We start from the raw sequence: 15,507 nt of genomic DNA, 5'->3' as shown, positions 1-15,507 counted from the left end.
CGTTGGGTCGCCCTGGAAAGTTGTACCAATGTCTAATTAAGTTTTCGCCGGTCGCCGGCCACGTAAGGTAGGTAAAGTGACCAGTATTCAAATTGCGGTATTCCCTGTCGGTTGCTGTGGGTTGACCAGCTCTCTAAGTGCGGTCAGGTAAGCTTGGTCTTCCTCCAGGTCGGGAAAACCGTGCTGGCGGTCCAGCGCTACCGCCTGCTCCAGCCATTGAATGGCCTCTTCCAGGTTCCCCTGCCACTCGCACACCTGGCCGATATTGAATGAGGTAATGGCAAGGTTTTGCCAGTCTTGCTCTGCGCGCAGTTGTTCGATGGCACCTGCATACAACTGATAGGCAAGGCGTAGCATCACCGCCCGGCGGCCGGGGTGTTCCTGCAGCGCGGATTCCTGATGGAAGGTGTGTGCAATGGCCGAGCGTACCCGCGCGGCAGAGTGCTCAAAGGGAATACCGGGAGAGGATTCGATGTAATCGAGTACGGCTTCGAACTGCCCTCGCGCCAGGGGGTAGAGGTCCGGGCGTTGCCCGCCGAGAGCGTTGAGGATGATGCCGTAGCGGTAGCGCAGCTGATTCTGTGGATGAGGGTCAGATTTCAGTTCCGCAATGGCGCGTTCATAGAGGGGAAGTGCCCGATCGTAATTACCCTCCAGGGCGTACTCTTCGGCCTCGCTGATCAATAATGCGACATCACGATTCGTCCGGTCTGCGGCCGCCTGCGCCATTACCGGTGCGGAGTTCGGTAAATAGAGCGCCGCCAGCAGGACGGCGAGGGAAAAGAACGGGCGGGTGCGGTGTCGGCCGAAGGGCAGCATGGTCAGTCTATCTCAGTCGCTGCTTGCGGCGGACGGCGCCCGCCGCAAGCAAGTTAGTGATTACTGACAGTAAACCCTGAATCTTGGATTTGTGCCAGTAGAGCCTGCAACGGATGGCGCAAATTTGTGTCCGCAAAGCGCTTGCTCTGGCAGCGACAGGAGTAGCCGGTGGCCAGGGTTGTGCTGGTGTCGCCACTCAGCTTTGGCGCCCAGGACTGCTGGAAGATGGTCCGGGAGGTCTCACGGTTGGCCATTTCGTGTCCGTAGGTGCCTGCCATACCGCAGCAGCCAGCTGCCTGACTGGTAAGCTCCATCCCCAGAGCGCGGAACACCTGCTGCCACTGGCGGGTAGAAGCCGCGGCGTTGGATTGCTCGGTACAGTGGGGCAGCAGGGTAAAACTGCCGGCCTGTAATCGGTTTCTATTGCCGGCGAGATGCTCGGTGTGTCGGGATAACCACTCCTGTAACAGGAGTACCTGCGGTGCCTTTTCTCCCAGCAGCTTCTGGTATTCCCCCCGGTAAGTCATGGTCATGGATGGGTCTATCCCGACCAGGGGCACGCCGCTTTCCGCCAGGCTGTTGAGCATGGCGCTGTTACTGGCAGCAGTCTGCGCAAACTGGCGTAGGAAGCCGTGGACATGCAGGGGTTTGCCGTTGGCGTGAAATGGCGCAACCAGTGGGTTGAAGTCCAGCAGTTTGAGCAGGCGCAGCGTATCGGCCACCACATCTGCGTCAAAATAGCTGGTAAAGGCGTCCTGTACGATCACCACAGATTTGGCCCGCTGGGCCGGCCCCAAGGCCCGCAGGCTTTCGCGCGTGGCGTAGGGAACGCCCAGCTCGCGCATCACCTTGTCGAGGCGAGTGGCGGAGATACTGGGGGAATCTACCAGGCCCAGACCGCGCTCCATCAGCCAGCGCACGGGTTTCAGTTTCAGAGGCAGATTGTAGAGTAATGGCACCCGCGCCAGGTGTGGCATGACAAACTCGAGGCCGCCCACAAAGTAGTCTTTCAGAGGGCGCAGGTAGCGGCTGTAGTAGAGTTCTAGGAACTTGGCGCGGAAGGTGGGTACATCCACCTTGATCGGGCACTGGCCGGCGCAGGATTTGCATGCGAGGCAGGCCTGCATGGAGTCGTTCACCTCGTGACTGAAGTCATATTCACCACGGGCGCGGGCCAGTGAATTCTTGATGCGCCCGGGCAGGCCGATCAGGAATGACTGTTCGCGATTTTTGCGGGCGACGGCTTCGGGGTCTACGGCGCGGTCCGCCAGCAGGCGCAGCCATTCGCGGATCAGGGAGGCGCGGCCCTTGGGCGAATGGATGCGATTGCGGGTGCCTTTATAGGAGGGGCACATAGCATCGTCCGGGTTCCAGTTGAAGCAGGCGCCGTTGCCATTGCAGTAAACTCCCTCGGAATAGCCTTCCCAAACCTGTGCCGGGATCTGGCGGTCGTGCTCACCGCGGGTGGGTACCTCATCAATCTTGAGCAGTCCTGAGGCAGCGCTGGGGGTGGCGATCTTGCCCGGATTCAGCTGGTTGCGGGGGTCGAAGGCAGCCTTGATCTTTTGCAGTTCCGGATACAGCTCGCCGAAGAACTCCGGCGCAAACTCCGAGCGCACGCCCTTGCCGTGCTCGCCCCACAGCAGGCCGTTGTACTTCTGCGCCAGGCCCACCACTTTCTCGGTGATGATGCGTACCTGTTTGGCCTGTTCCGGGTCTTTCATATCGATGGCGGGGCGCACGTGCAGTACGCCGGCATCCACATGGCCGAACATGCCGTACGCAAAACCGGCTTCGTCAAGTGCTGCGCGGAACTCGGCGATAAAGTCGGCGAGGTTTTCTGGTGGCACCGCGCAGTCTTCCACAAACGGGATCGGACGCTGCTCGCCCTTGGCGTTGCCCAGCAGCCCCACGGCGCGCTTGCGCATACCCCAGATTTTGTTTACCTGGGCGTGTCCGCGGGCGATGGTGTAAGCAAAGCTCTTACCGGGCTGGCCGATCAGGCTGTCTACGTGGGCGGTAAACCTATTCAGTGCGGCGTCGAGCTCCTCTTCGGAGTCCGCCGTGTATTCCACCAGGTTGATGCCCTGCACCGGCCGGTCATCCTGGGGAAAAAATTCGCTCACGCTCTCCCACACGATGTCGCCCATGGCCAGCTGCAATACCTTGCTGTCTACCGTTTCGATGGAGGTAGGGCCGGCCTTCATCAGATCGGTGGCGTCCTTGAGGGCATCCTGGAAGTGGTCGTAGTTCAGGTTGACCAGTGCCGCACACTTGGGAATCTTGAGCAGGTTGAGTTTTGCCTCGGCAATAAAGCCGAGGGTGCCCTCGGAACCACAAAGTATATTGTTGAGGTTGAATCGCCCATCCTTGCCGTTCTCGCGATCCCGGATATGCGCCAGATCGTAGCCCGTCAGGCAGCGGTTCAGCTTGGGGAATTTGGCCTCAATCAGATCGCGCTTGTCGCGTTCGACGCGGTCCACCGCCTGGTGCACCCTGCCGACACGGCTGTCGCCGGTCGTGATTTCCGCCAGTTCTTCATCATCGATGGCCAAGGAGTGCCAGAGTTCGCCTCCCATCAGTACCGTCGTCAGCTCCAGCACGTGGTCGCGGGTTTTGCCATACAGGCAGGAGCCCTGGCCCGAGGCGTCAGTGTTAATCATGCCGCCGATGGTGGCGCGGTTACTGGTGGATAGTTCCGGGGCAAAAAACAGGCCGTAGGGTTTCAGCGCGGCGTTCAGCTGGTCTTTGACGACACCGGTCTGCACCCGCACCCAGCCCTCCTCGGCATTGATCTCGAGAATCCGGTTCATGTGCCGGGAAATGTCCACTACGATTCCGTCGGTCAGGGACTGGCCATTGGTGCCGGTACCGCCGCCGCGGGGGGAGAGCACCACCTTGTGGAACTCTTCCCGGTCCGCCAGTTCCATCAGCAGTTGCAGATCGTGAATGTCCCGCGGGTACACCACCGCCTGGGGCAGCACCTGGTAGATAGAGTTGTCCGTGGAAAGCACCGTGCGGCTGGCGTAGCTGGGGCTCGCATCGCCGTGAAAGCCCCCCTGTCTGAGTGCTTTCAGGAACTGCAGGTAGAGCGCCTGTACATCGTTGATTTCGCGCAGTGCTGGAATCATTGCGGGCCCCGGGATTTGGTAGGACTGGTATATATAAGAAGGACCCGCATTTTAGCGGCGGTGGCGAGCTGCGCAACAATTACCGGAAAATTTGCCGGTTCGCGTCGGATTATTGCGGTAGTGCTGCGGTATTTCCCTGTGGCCGCTCTCCCAGTCATCCAGAAAACCTTTCGGGTCGTAGAGTAGACTTAGAGAGAAAGAGCAATGTGACCCGGGCCAGAGATCTGATGAAAATACAGCGACAGAGTCGAAAAATCCCCATTGGTATCAGCCAGTGCGCCATGGGCGACCCGGTACGATTCAACGGCGGTCACAAGCACAGCAAGGTGTGCACCGAACTGCTCGGTCAGTGTTTTGACTATCTGCCCCTATGCCCTGAAGTGGCGATCGGCATGGGAGTGCCGCGCAAACCGATACACCTGCTGGTGGAGCACGCAAGCGCCCCAGTAGATGCGGTGCGTGTGGTTGGGGTGGAAGATCCGGATGTGGATGTGACCGAGCTCTTGCGGGAGTATGCGGATTCCGTCGTGCCACAACTGGCAAAAATCCGCGGCTACATCTTTATGCAGAACTCCCCCAGTTGTGGTCTGCGTGGAGTGCGTCGGTATCTCGACAATGGTCATGGTATCGACAGTGAGGGGGTTGGGGTTTTTGCTCGCCGGTTACAACAGCAGTTCCCTCATCTTCCCATGGAGGAAGTCGGCCGACTGAACAACAGCGAGTTAAGAGAGAATTTTCTCACACGGGTCTTTGCCTACGATGCCTGGTTCCGCTACGTCCAGCTAGAGGCGGAAGAGGAAGTGCAAAGTGAACCTGCAACGTCGCAGACGGCAGAGCCCGGGGGCGCCACCCCGGCAAAGCCTGCATCCCAGCTTGCCCGGATCATTGAATTTTACACCGCTTACAAGTACCTGCTGCTGGCACACCATCAGGATAAAACCCGCGCATTGGGGCGGTTGCTGGCAAATGCCAAATCCATGGCCGTGGATGAACTGGCGTTTGAGGTACGCGGGCGCATCATGGATATTCTCGCACGCCCCGCTTCTCGGAAAGATCGCACCAATGCGCTTATGCACAGCGCCGGGCACCTGCGCGAGTTTTTGGGCAAAGACGAAAAAGCCGAGCTCAGCGAGCTGATCGAAGAGTATCGGTTGGGGCGCAAGCCGTTATCGGCGGTGCTCACACTGCTTCGTCATTTTCTGCCGCGGAGTCCCCACAGTTTTATTCACAATCAGGTATTACTTGCCGCCGAGCCCGCCGAGCTCGGTCTTTGTGATTTCCATTGATCGATTTGACCTTGAGCAGATTGCATGGCTGAAAAAACGTATCAGCGAGGTCTGGTGTGGTTTCGCAACGATTTACGGGTGAAAGATAATACCGCGCTGTATCGTGCGGCGAAAAACTGTGAGTGTGTCGCCGGCATTTTTATCGCCTGCCCGGATACCTGGCGGGCGCACGGGGATGGCGACAATGTGATTGCGCTACGTCTGCGTAGTCTTGCTCGATTACAAGCGGCGCTCGAGAGAAAAAATATACCCCTGTATTTTATCGAAGTGGCGGGTTTCTCCGAGGTGCCAGCAGCTCTGGTTCAGATTGTTGAAAAATTGAAGGTCGATGCACTGTTCGGCAATGCTGAGTACCCGGTGAATGAGCTGAAACGAGACCAGAACGTCCGCGCGCAGCTGAAAAAGTGTCAGGTATCGGTGGAGCTTTTGACCGATCGCACGCTGGTTCCCCCGGGCAGTATTACCACAGGGGAGGGGGATGGCTATAAGGTGTTTACCCCGTTCAAACGTGCATTTATTGCCGCCCATGACAACAGTGGGGATGCCTTTGCGTCTGTGCCCGCCCCCCGATCGCGTAGCAGTGCACATGCAGAGCAGTGGCCTGAGTGGATAGCCGTCGATGGCGACAGCAATCTGGTGCGGCGCATCCCCGAAACCGTAGGTGACTACGGTGTGGCGCCCGGCGGCGATAGCCACGTACTTGACTGGCCCACGGGAGAGGTGGCCGGCGCCAAGGCACTGGCGTCATTTGCAGAAATCATTGATGACTACCACCGCTGGCGTGACTTTCCGGCGAGGAAAAATACCTCGCGCCTTTCGCCCTATCTCAATTGCGGCGCTGTTTCCATTCGTCAGTGTGTGCAGATGGCGACGCAAGCCAATGGTGGCCGTTGGGCCGGAGGTAGTGAAGGTGCCACGACCTGGCTAAGCGAATTGCTGTGGCGGGAGTTTTACCAGCACCTTGTGGTGAATTACCCGAGAGTGTGTCGGAACAAACCTTTCAAGCCCGAAACCGAGTCCGTACCCTGGGCGAACCGGGAAAAGAACTTTTCGGCCTGGTGTAAGGGTAAAACCGGCGTTCCAATCGTGGATGCCGCCATGCGACAGTTGAATCAGACTGGCTGGATGCACAACCGGCTGCGGATGATTGTTGCCTCATTCCTTACGAAAAACCTGCTGACCGATTGGCGCAAGGGAGAGCGTTACTTCATGCAGATGCTTGTGGATGCGGATTTTGCGGCCAATAACGGTGGTTGGCAGTGGGCGGCGTCAACCGGCACCGACGCCGCCCCCTATTTCCGAGTTTTCAATCCTTACAGCCAGTCCAGGCGCTACGATCCAGATGGCGCATTCATTCGTAAATACGTTCCTGAACTCGCAGAATTGAGCGATCGCGATGTGCACTGCCCCCCCCGGGACCTCTTCGCTGACCACGATTACCCTGCACCCATATGTGATGTGACTGAATCCCGCAAAACTGCAATTGAAGCCTTTGCAAACTTGAAGAAATAGCGATCCTCTGATTTATTTCTTGTATCCCTACGGATGTATTCCGGGGAAATTGCGCTCGCGGTACAGAATCCTTCTGATAAATGAGTCGCCCAATGCATTATAAAAAACTGGTCAATTTTGCCCTGTTCGTCATCGGGTGGTGGACAGCGTTACTGTATGGCAATGCCATGGCCTTGATCGCATTGTTTCTGGTGCTGATGCTGCACTTTTTGATGTGGCGTGACATTCAGGACATTTTTGTGGTCCTCGGGTTTATATTTTGCGGGTTTGGGGTTGAATGGGCCTTTATGGCCAGTGGCGTTCTGGATTACGGCTCCAACCTGCCACCGGCGTGGTCCATCTGTATCTGGGCGATGTTGTCGATCACGGTTCGGCACTCACTTGCCTGGCTGGTGGGAGCTCCTCTCTGGTGTGTATTGGCAGGTCTGTTGCTGGCACCGGCTTTTTACGCCAACAGTATTTATTTCGGCCCCGCGAACTGGGGGCTCCCCACCTGGCAATGCCTGCTCGTTATTTCCCTCGTCTGGGGGCTGTTTGCTGCTTGTGTCAGCCGGATAATGCTCACGTTGATGAGGACGATGGAGCCTGTCCGGAATGAGGTCTGATTGATTCCTTCGGTGGAAAAATCCAGTCGCCGCAACTGACCTATACTTGCCACGGAATTTTGCCAAGGCAAGGAGAGCCCAGTGTTGCGAGATACGGAAAAACGTCAGGGTCTATGCGGAAAGGTGGCGCGGCTACCAACGGCGATCGCGCTGGCACTGATGGGGAGTTTTTACGCGCCCGCCGCCTTGACGGAAGAGCCGCTCTACGGCTCTCTGATAGTCTTTGGTGATAGCCTATCTGATAACGGTAATGCCGGAGTCTTTACTTCTGACGACCCCGACGGTCTCTACCCTCGCCAGCCTGCGGTCTCTTTCCTCGCCGATCGTCTGGGGCTTGCGAAACTCAATTCCTGTTATGGCCTCGGGCCTGCCTTTGGCGGCGCTATTCCCTGTGCCCCCGCCGCGGGCTCGCTCGAGCAACAGCTGCAGCAGATCACCCAGTCGGTGCTGGCTAACGGCCCCAATTGGGCGGTCGGTGGCAATCGCACAGCGGATGTATTGCTGGATCTGGTTGGCCCCCAGCGTTTCCGTCAATTGTTCCCGGATACCACCGTGGCCGACCACAATACACTGAGCACGATATTGCCGGATTCCACCCGTTGCGGTGCCGATGGGGTGTGCGATCCGTTGATGGGGGAAAGCCCTTACCTGAGTGAAGCGGAGGTTATCGCCGCCACCAGCGCTTTCAATGACCCGGCTGCGTTGCAGGCCTTAGTGGATGATCCGAACAACAATATCACTTTGACCGGCGTGCCCTTCGCTACGGGGCAGGGCTACCTGCCACAGAATACCGTTCGCTCGAAAGATCTCTTTTTCCTCAATGGGGGTGGAAACAACATCCTCGATGGTGTGCGCAATGGCAGTATCTCCCGCGACTCAATGGCGCGGGCTGCCGGATTTCTTTCCGCCGCAGGCCGGGAGTTACGTTACGCCGGTGCCAGATATATCGCCATGACAAACGCGCCGCGGATCGGTAACACGCCGGCTGTCTATGCACAGGGCCCTGCGGCGGTTCGTTACGCCAATATGGGTACCGAGTATTTCAACAACCAGTTGCGCCGCCAGGTCAATGACATCGGCAATATTCTCTTGCTGGATATGGAAGGGATTCTCGAGTTGGCGGTTGACGATCCGGCTGCATTCGGCTTTGCCGCGATCAATCAGCGTGCAACCTGCTACACCGGTTGTGCCAATCCACACCCGGTCTACGGGGCCAATGGCACCAACCCCGATGCGGATATGCTGATTTTTTACGACAGTATTCACCCCACACTGGCGGGCCAGCAATTACTGGGGGATTACTACTACGAAACCCTCACCGCCGCAGTGAACTTTGGGGTGCTGCCTGACCTGGCGTATGAAAACACTCGTCAGCACCGTATTAACATTGATCATCACCTGATTTCTCAGCGTTACCACGACCCTTATACCACGGTGTTTTTTGGTGCCAGTGTCGGGCATACCGAACTGGGTGTGGCACCAGCAATCAACGATGAGTATCCGGCCTGGGATGGTTTTCTGGGAATGAGCTTCGCGGGCTTTGAGCACTTGGAGTGGGGGCTCGGAATGTCCTACGGGGGCAGTGAATACGAGCCTACGGATATATTTTTCAAGGCGCGTAATTTCAATCTCAGTGCCTTCGCCCGTTGGGACGATGATTTCTGGTTTGTCGATGGGGCCGCGACCTACTCGAACATTCAGTACGATGATGTCCAGCGTACCATTCGGCTTGGCAGTCACTTTACTCATCGCCTCGATGGCAGCACCGATGGCGACGGGTACAGCGCGTTCCTGCGTGGTGGCTATGACGCGACCCCCAATCTAAGCAGCCGGATGGGACCTTTTGCGGCGATCGAGTGGACCCGAATTGATGTGGAGGGCTTCCACGAGAGAACCGCGGATCGTTATACCTACGCTGGTGCCTGGGGGCAGCCACTTGATCCGCTAGGGTTGTGGGTTCGCGGGCAGGATCGGGACTATCGGCGCTGCAAAGCGGGGTTCTTTTACAATAGCCCCGAGGATCGAGAGCATCAGTGGTTTGGGGAGGTCTGGCTCGAGCACACCGACGGTGACGACTACCAGGACCTTGGAATCGGGGTGAATTCCATCTACCTCAATTGGGCGCGTCTGCCGTCTTATCGCAGTAAGAATGAAGGGATATTCCAGAACGGTGTCGGGGCCATGGTGGGCGTGAGCATTAACGAGAAGTTGAGGGTGGCGGCAGATGTGCTGGTTCGCCCGGACGATGCGGTGGGCGGGTTAAGCCTCAATTACCGGTTCTGAGCCGTGACTGTCGCCGAATTTTCTGCGGCGAAGGGTGCTAAATAATCGGTCTACTGCGAAATCATCAGGGTGTAAGCCCGATGGATTGCTCCACCGGTTGTTACCTTATGGATATAGGGAGCTTGCGCACGTCTGGTGTATTCCGGGCTCGTGCAAAGGCTCCTACCCATAACAACCACCAATCATGGACCCGACGATGTACACCCCGCGATTCAGTAATCAGAGCCAGGCCCTTCACTCCGCGGATGCCGATGTATGGGCGGTGAGTGACCGTGCCCATGCCCTGGCCGACAAAGGCGAAGATGTCATCTTTCTGTGTGTGGGGGATCCGAACTTTGATACACCGGAGCCCATTCTGGACTTTGCCCGAGCCCGTCTGGGCGTAGGGCGTACCCACTATTCACCGGCGGCTGGTGAGCTGATGTTGCGCCGTGCCATTGCGGATATCGAGAGCAAAGTCAGTCCTCACCCCTGCAATCCCAATGACGTGGTGGTCTTTCCCGGCGGCACCAACGCGATTTATGCGGTGCTTTCCTGCCTGCTCAATCCCGGTGAGCAGATTGTCATTCCCGAGCCCATGTACATTGGCTATGTGCCTATTGCCGACGCCCTGCAGCTGGAGGTCAGGAAAGTGTCCTGCCCCGCGGACCAGGGATTTGCATTTGATGTTGAATCAATCAAGCAGGCAATTTCCGACGATACCCGTGTGGTGATGATCAATACGCCGGTGAACCCCACCGGCGCGATGGCGACCCCGGAGCAATTGCGTGAGCTGGCGGCGTATTGTCGCGCGCGTGACATCTGGCTTATCTCCGATGAAATGTATTCGATGATCACTTTCGCCCGCCGCCATACCTCGCTGCGTACCGCGGCTGAACATCTCGACAATGTGATCGTGATTGATGGACTGTCCAAATCCCATGCCATGAGCGGCTGGCGACTTGGCTGGGCCGTGGCTCAGGGAGAGCTCGTCGAACGCCTGATCGAATACGCCGGTGCCACGATTTTCGGCGTACCTCAGTTTATTCAGGAAGCTGCGGCCTTCGCCCTTGAATTTGATACCTATTTCGTAAAACAAATGCGCGATGCCTATGAAAAGCGCCGAGACCTGATCGTCGAACGTATCGGAAAAATTCCGGGGCTCAACTGTTACTCCCCGGAAGCGGGTATGTTTGTGATGGTGGATGTATCCGCTGTTGCGGATGATGGGGAAGCATTTGCCAGCGCTTTGCTGGACGCGGAACGGGTTTCGGTATTGCCAGGAAAACCTTTTGGTCCCAGTGCCATCAACCATGTGCGTTTGACTCTGGCGGCTGATGAGGTGGAGCTGACCCGTGCGCTGGACCGGATCGAGCGGTTTGTAGTGGGCGGCTGCCTGAAGGCGGGTTAGTGATAGATCAGAAAGGTTGCGTGTTCCCGCGCGGCGGGTTTCCCGTTATGCTGTTTTAAAAATGACCCTGTTAAACCATTCAGTCGATAAAAATTAGCCGTGAAAATAGATCGCCACAACCTGAAAATTCTGGAAGTTCTGCAGACAAATGCGCGTATTAGTAACCTGAATCTGGCGGATCAGATTGGTCTGTCGGAAAGTGCCTGCCTGGCGCGGGTGAAAAAGTTGACCAGCGAGAAGTTTATCCGCGAATACCAGGCGGAAGTAAACCTGGACAAAGTGCGTCACGCCGAGTTCTACGTCAATGTGGCGCTGAAACGGCAGGACGCGCGTACCAGCGAAAGCTTCCGGCGCGCTATCAACAAAATAGAGCAGATTGTTTCCTGTGTGAAAATGTCCGGGGAATTTGACTATATGCTGCGCTTTGTATGCCCGGATGCGGGCGATTTCAATCGTGTCTCCGAACAGTTACTGGCGGACGAAGATGCGGCGATTACCCGAATGACCTCGCACCTGGTCATTGAAAAGACCAAGCCGTTTAACGGTTATCCGCTGGAACTGTTGTTTCAGGATTAGGCGAAACGCTCCCGCCCTGCGTCGCTGCCCAGGGTGCAGCTCCTCAGACAACCAGGGCAATTGTTCTGTCTACCAGCCACAGTGCGGCCACGCCGCCCACCAGGTAGGCCACAGGTAGCGCGCTGGCCATTGTTGCGGTGTGGCCGGTACGCAGTTCCCAACGGTGCACACCGGGAAGCTTCCTGAGTGTCAGCATCACCAGACTGACCGCGGTAATAAACGCCAGTTGACCGGCCTCGACCCCCAAATTGAACACCGCAAGAGAAAGCGGGACTTCGTGCGCAGGGACGCCGATATCCGACAATGCGCCGGCAAAACCGAAACCGTGCAGAAGGCCAAAGCCGAAAGCCACCAGCCAGGGTTTGCGGATGGCCAAGGTGGTGCGGCCTTCCAGCTTGTGCAGTATCTCGACGGCGACAAATACGATGCTCAGTGCGATCACCGCCTCCACCGGTCCCTGTGGCAATTTAACTGCTCCCAGTACCGCTGCAGCCAGGGTGATGCTGTGTGCGAGGGTGAATGCGGTGATGGTGATCATCAGCTGGCGCACGCCGCTTACCAGCACCATCAGTGCCAGTACAAACAGCAGGTGGTCGATACCCAAAAGAATATGCTCAACCCCCAAAACAAAGTACATGTTGGCAATCTCCTTTTTGCCCGCTTTGTTTTCTACCCGCATCTGCGGTTGATCCGGCAACAGACGGGTTATCTGCTCCCGCCCGTCGAGCCATCGCACCGTTACCAGTGTATCGGTCAGGGTATTTTCCAGACCTTTTATGACGATGCGGCTACCCAGGAAAGCGTCCGGGTGGCTGGTTTTCCAGCGTTCCACATAATATCCACCTGCGAACAGCCCCGTGGGCATGGTCAAAGCGCGTGTCTGCTGGTCAAACCCTATATCCAGTGAGAGTCGCAGGTCGCCTTTTGCCGGTACCCGCCAGATTACCTCAAATTCCCCCGGCGCGCTCTCTTCCAGGGAAAGAGATGCCGGGCGTAGCTCGTGGGTGTGTGCAAACGACGAGAGACACAGGGTAATGAGCAGGAGGATGAATCTCACGGTTACTCGGCCTCCCCGGATAGCCGCGGGCTATCGCCCGGTTCGACACTTTCCGTTTTGACGTTGCTCTCGGGGGAGAGTTCAGCGACCGAGATTCTGTATTTGCTACGCAGGGTCTCGTATTGGGTCTGCAGTACCTTGCGACGCTCCTGTTCCTGCCAGTCGCGCAGGACCTCTGCGCGGACCTCGCCAAACTCTGGCTGCTGCTGCGGATCCAGGTGGCGAATGCGTACCAGGTGCTCGCCGTAGGAGGAGGTCAGTGGGCCAGTCCACTCGTTGAGGGGGAGGTCAACCAGTTGCTGGGAAAAATCGCTGCCAAAAACCCGGTCGATACGTGCCGGTGTAACCGAATCAAATCGGTGTTGCAGCAATGAATGATCGCCCTGCTTGCGGGGATCTCTGCCTGCGGTCAGGCGGGTTAGCACGATGCGCGCATCCTCAGCTACTTCTTTGCGTTTATTGCTGTCGAGGAATATCTGCTCGAAAGTGTAACGGGCTGGATGGGTGTAGCGGTCCAGGTGTGTTTGGTGGTACTGCTCTAGCAGCGAGTCCGGAGGGTCAATAGCATCGACCAGATCTTTGGCCAGAAACTCCATTTTTGTTCGCAGGCGCCGGCGAATTACCGCATCTCCCTGGTCGAGGCCCATATTCAGGGCTTCACGGTAAAGCACTTCTTCCCGAATATAGTCGTCGATCAGTCCCTGCAGCTCCTGCGCACTGGGTGGTCGCTGCCAACCTCGGGCAAAAATGGCAGAAATATGCTGGATCCGTGACTCGGAGATGACGATGTCGCCGGAACTGGCGGATTGTCTATCCTGAAAGAGGCTGTGGATACCAAATAGAAGGGCCCCGATCAGGGCAAACTGAACACTGGGATCTTTGATCCAATGCAGCTTCATCTGCGAGCTCCGGCTTATGGGTGTTATTGCTGGGGACAGGTAAAGCACATGAGAAAATGTTCTCACCCCACTCAGGGTAGTTCATGATCCTGTGTTCGACCTGTATTGCGAGAAGCGGGCAAGCCCGACAGGCAATATAGTCGCGCTGCGAAGGGCGCGGGTGTTGATGTGAGCAAGAAGTGTAGTAATCCGCGGCAATGTGAAACTACACTGAGCGGTGAATTTTGTGACGGGACAAAACTGAGAAACAGAAAGGTGGCTATATGAAATCAGTAATCATGTTCGCGCTCGGACTGACCGGTATGCTCGCAAGTGGCGCTTCGGTGGCTGATGCGGTCACTGAGCGGTACCAGAAAAGTTGCCATATCTGCCACGATACCGGGGTCGCCAACGCGCCCAAAGTGCACGATGTGGAGGCCTGGAAGCCGCGCCTGGATAAAGGGATGGATACGCTGCTGAACTCTGTGAAAAACGGGCTCGGAGCCATGCCGCCCGGAGGTATGTGCCCGGACTGCAGCGATGAGGAATACAAGGCGCTGATCAAATTTATGTCGGCTCCCAAGCAGTAGGCATAGGCCGGCTAGGGCGGACTGGATCGGTGTGTGAAATCGCCGCGCAATAGCTTTGGGTGGTGTTTGGTCGGAAGAGGCCGGTCGGCGGGAGACGGTTTGGTGGGAAAAGGTTTGCAGGAGCCTGAACTACAAGCGAGGTGGTGACTGGGCTAATTGCCTGCAGAGCAGGTCCTGCAAGATCTAGTTTGGTTCACGAGGCGTAATTTGGCTTGCTCCATGTAAAAAATTATGACGTCTAATTGCTCGAACTGGGGCGTCAGTTCATTTTACAAATGTCTGTTTTTCGACTTGTGCCGCCGCAGGCGGTCAATTATTAGTGTGATGGCAACTGCTCGCGGCGATATTCTGTGGGCGTTTTATCGTGCCGGCGTTTGAATGCCGCATTGAACGGGCTGACGGACCCATAGCCGATATCCAGAGCGATACTCAGCACCGGCAGGTGGGCCTCATCCGGGTCGGCGAGCCGACGGCTGGCCTCGTCGATGCGGTACTGGTTCAAATACTCATTGAAATTGCGAAACCCCAAGTGCTTGTTGATCAGTGCTCGCAGCACGTGTTCTTTTGCGTCCAATTGCGCCGCCAGTTCCCGAATCGTCAATCCAGTATGCCGGTAACCTCCCGTCGCCATATGTTGCTGAAGTTGTGACAACAGCGCGCTTTGTGTCGCACCTAATGGTGGCGGGCTCGTCTGTTCCGGATTTGCTGGAGGTTCCTCCCGGGTACACTGGGGGAGTGAGTCTTCCAGTGCATTCGGCGAAAGTGCCAACAGCCAAAAACAGGCGCCAAAGGCCAGCAGGCTGGCGGTAATGGCATGCAGTGTCGGAACACCGCTAGGTGTCGGCAGGAAGGTAAATAGAAACTCCGCGCATACGACAACCACCATATACCCACCGATGGCGATGAACAGGCTGACGCGCAATTGGCGACGCTCGGCGACCAGGTCCGACTGAAATTGTCGCAGTAGTGTTGCCAGTCCCGCGCCGATGATTCCTACCTTGAAAGGTTGGGCCAATAGATAGAAAAAAGGGTGCAGGTGCAATTGGCTGGCAAAGTCGACAGCAATTTCACCGCCTATGAGCCACCAGCCCCAGCGAGGGAAAGGCGCCTGATCATTACACAATTGGTGACAGAACAGCCAGAAAGCACCGGGTATCAGGATCGTGGGAAAGTCGATCAGGAGATCCAGCAGCGAATCCTGGTCCTGTAATAAGGGGCGTAATAAGTAGATAAACACCCCCGCCAGTAGAACGATCAACCACCGGCTGTCTTTGCGCTTGGGGCCCAGCGCAATTCTGGTTGCGGCGAGTAAAAGTAATCCACAGGCTGCGCCGGTAAAAAAGCTGTAATCCATGGTTTGGCTACCCCTGGGAAAATTGC

General features: G+C 57.0%; 12 protein-coding genes. 7 read left to right on the top strand and 5 right to left on the bottom strand.

Annotation, left to right across the window (positions count from 1 at the left end; genetic code table 11):
- Positions 1-87 precede the first annotated feature (87 nt).
- The gene (locus tag AU11_RS07545) at positions 88-819 is read right to left on the bottom strand and encodes a tetratricopeptide repeat protein (RefSeq protein ID WP_051687024.1); all 732 of its coding nucleotides are present in this window, start codon (positions 817-819) and stop codon (positions 88-90) included.
- A gap of 53 nt (positions 820-872) precedes the next feature.
- On the bottom strand, positions 873-3,950 hold the full coding sequence (locus AU11_RS07540; protein WP_043317637.1) for an FAD-binding and (Fe-S)-binding domain-containing protein: 3,078 nt from the start codon (positions 3,948-3,950) through the stop codon (positions 873-875).
- A gap of 227 nt (positions 3,951-4,177) precedes the next feature.
- On the opposite strand from AU11_RS07540, the gene AU11_RS07535 reads away from it, so the two are divergent.
- From AU11_RS07535 to AU11_RS07510, 6 genes are all read left to right on the top strand, one after another.
- On the top strand, positions 4,178-5,236 hold the full coding sequence (locus AU11_RS07535) for a DUF523 and DUF1722 domain-containing protein (RefSeq protein WP_043317634.1): 1,059 nt from the start codon (positions 4,178-4,180) through the stop codon (positions 5,234-5,236).
- A 24-nt stretch (positions 5,237-5,260) separates the two neighbouring features.
- The gene (gene phrB, locus AU11_RS07530) at positions 5,261-6,748 is read left to right on the top strand and encodes a deoxyribodipyrimidine photo-lyase (protein ID WP_043317633.1); all 1,488 of its coding nucleotides are present in this window, start codon (positions 5,261-5,263) and stop codon (positions 6,746-6,748) included.
- Positions 6,749-6,840: 92 nt separating this feature from the next.
- The gene (locus tag AU11_RS07525; RefSeq protein ID WP_043317631.1) at positions 6,841-7,353 is read left to right on the top strand and encodes a DUF2878 domain-containing protein; all 513 of its coding nucleotides are present in this window, start codon (positions 6,841-6,843) and stop codon (positions 7,351-7,353) included.
- A gap of 81 nt (positions 7,354-7,434) precedes the next feature.
- Positions 7,435-9,636 carry an autotransporter outer membrane beta-barrel domain-containing protein gene (locus AU11_RS07520; RefSeq protein ID WP_156035175.1) on the top strand — a complete coding sequence of 734 codons (2,202 nt, stop codon included), beginning with the start codon at positions 7,435-7,437 and terminating at the stop codon, positions 9,634-9,636.
- Between the two features lie 196 nt (positions 9,637-9,832).
- Positions 9,833-11,026 (top strand): pyridoxal phosphate-dependent aminotransferase, encoded by a 1,194-nt coding sequence (locus AU11_RS07515; protein ID WP_043317626.1) that lies wholly within the window; start codon positions 9,833-9,835, stop codon positions 11,024-11,026.
- Positions 11,027-11,125: 99 nt separating this feature from the next.
- Positions 11,126-11,602 (top strand): Lrp/AsnC family transcriptional regulator, encoded by a 477-nt coding sequence (locus AU11_RS07510; protein ID WP_043317624.1) that lies wholly within the window; start codon positions 11,126-11,128, stop codon positions 11,600-11,602.
- A gap of 43 nt (positions 11,603-11,645) precedes the next feature.
- Here the strand turns inward: AU11_RS07510 and AU11_RS07505 are convergent, their stop codons facing one another.
- The gene (locus tag AU11_RS07505) at positions 11,646-12,659 is read right to left on the bottom strand and encodes a HupE/UreJ family protein (RefSeq protein ID WP_051687023.1); all 1,014 of its coding nucleotides are present in this window, start codon (positions 12,657-12,659) and stop codon (positions 11,646-11,648) included.
- Positions 12,660-12,661: 2 nt separating this feature from the next.
- Entirely contained in the window at positions 12,662-13,558 is an 897-nt protein-coding gene (locus tag AU11_RS07500; RefSeq protein WP_043317621.1) for a peptidyl-prolyl cis-trans isomerase, read from the bottom strand.
- Positions 13,559-13,821: 263 nt separating this feature from the next.
- On the opposite strand from AU11_RS07500, the gene AU11_RS07495 reads away from it, so the two are divergent.
- Positions 13,822-14,127: a cytochrome c5 family protein gene (locus tag AU11_RS07495; RefSeq protein ID WP_043317619.1), complete on the top strand. Its 306-nt coding sequence runs from the start codon at positions 13,822-13,824 to the stop codon at positions 14,125-14,127.
- Positions 14,128-14,443: 316 nt separating this feature from the next.
- On the opposite strand, the gene AU11_RS07490 is transcribed toward AU11_RS07495, so the two are convergent.
- The gene (locus tag AU11_RS07490; RefSeq protein ID WP_043317617.1) at positions 14,444-15,481 is read right to left on the bottom strand and encodes an AraC family transcriptional regulator; all 1,038 of its coding nucleotides are present in this window, start codon (positions 15,479-15,481) and stop codon (positions 14,444-14,446) included.
- Positions 15,482-15,507 lie beyond the last annotated feature (26 nt).

The sequence above is a fragment of the Microbulbifer sp. HZ11 genome (genome assembly GCF_000708675.1).
Lineage (GTDB): Bacteria > Pseudomonadota > Gammaproteobacteria > Pseudomonadales > Cellvibrionaceae > Microbulbifer.
Note: the sequence above shows the minus strand (reverse complement) of the source record. Positions and strands in the feature narration are given on the sequence as shown.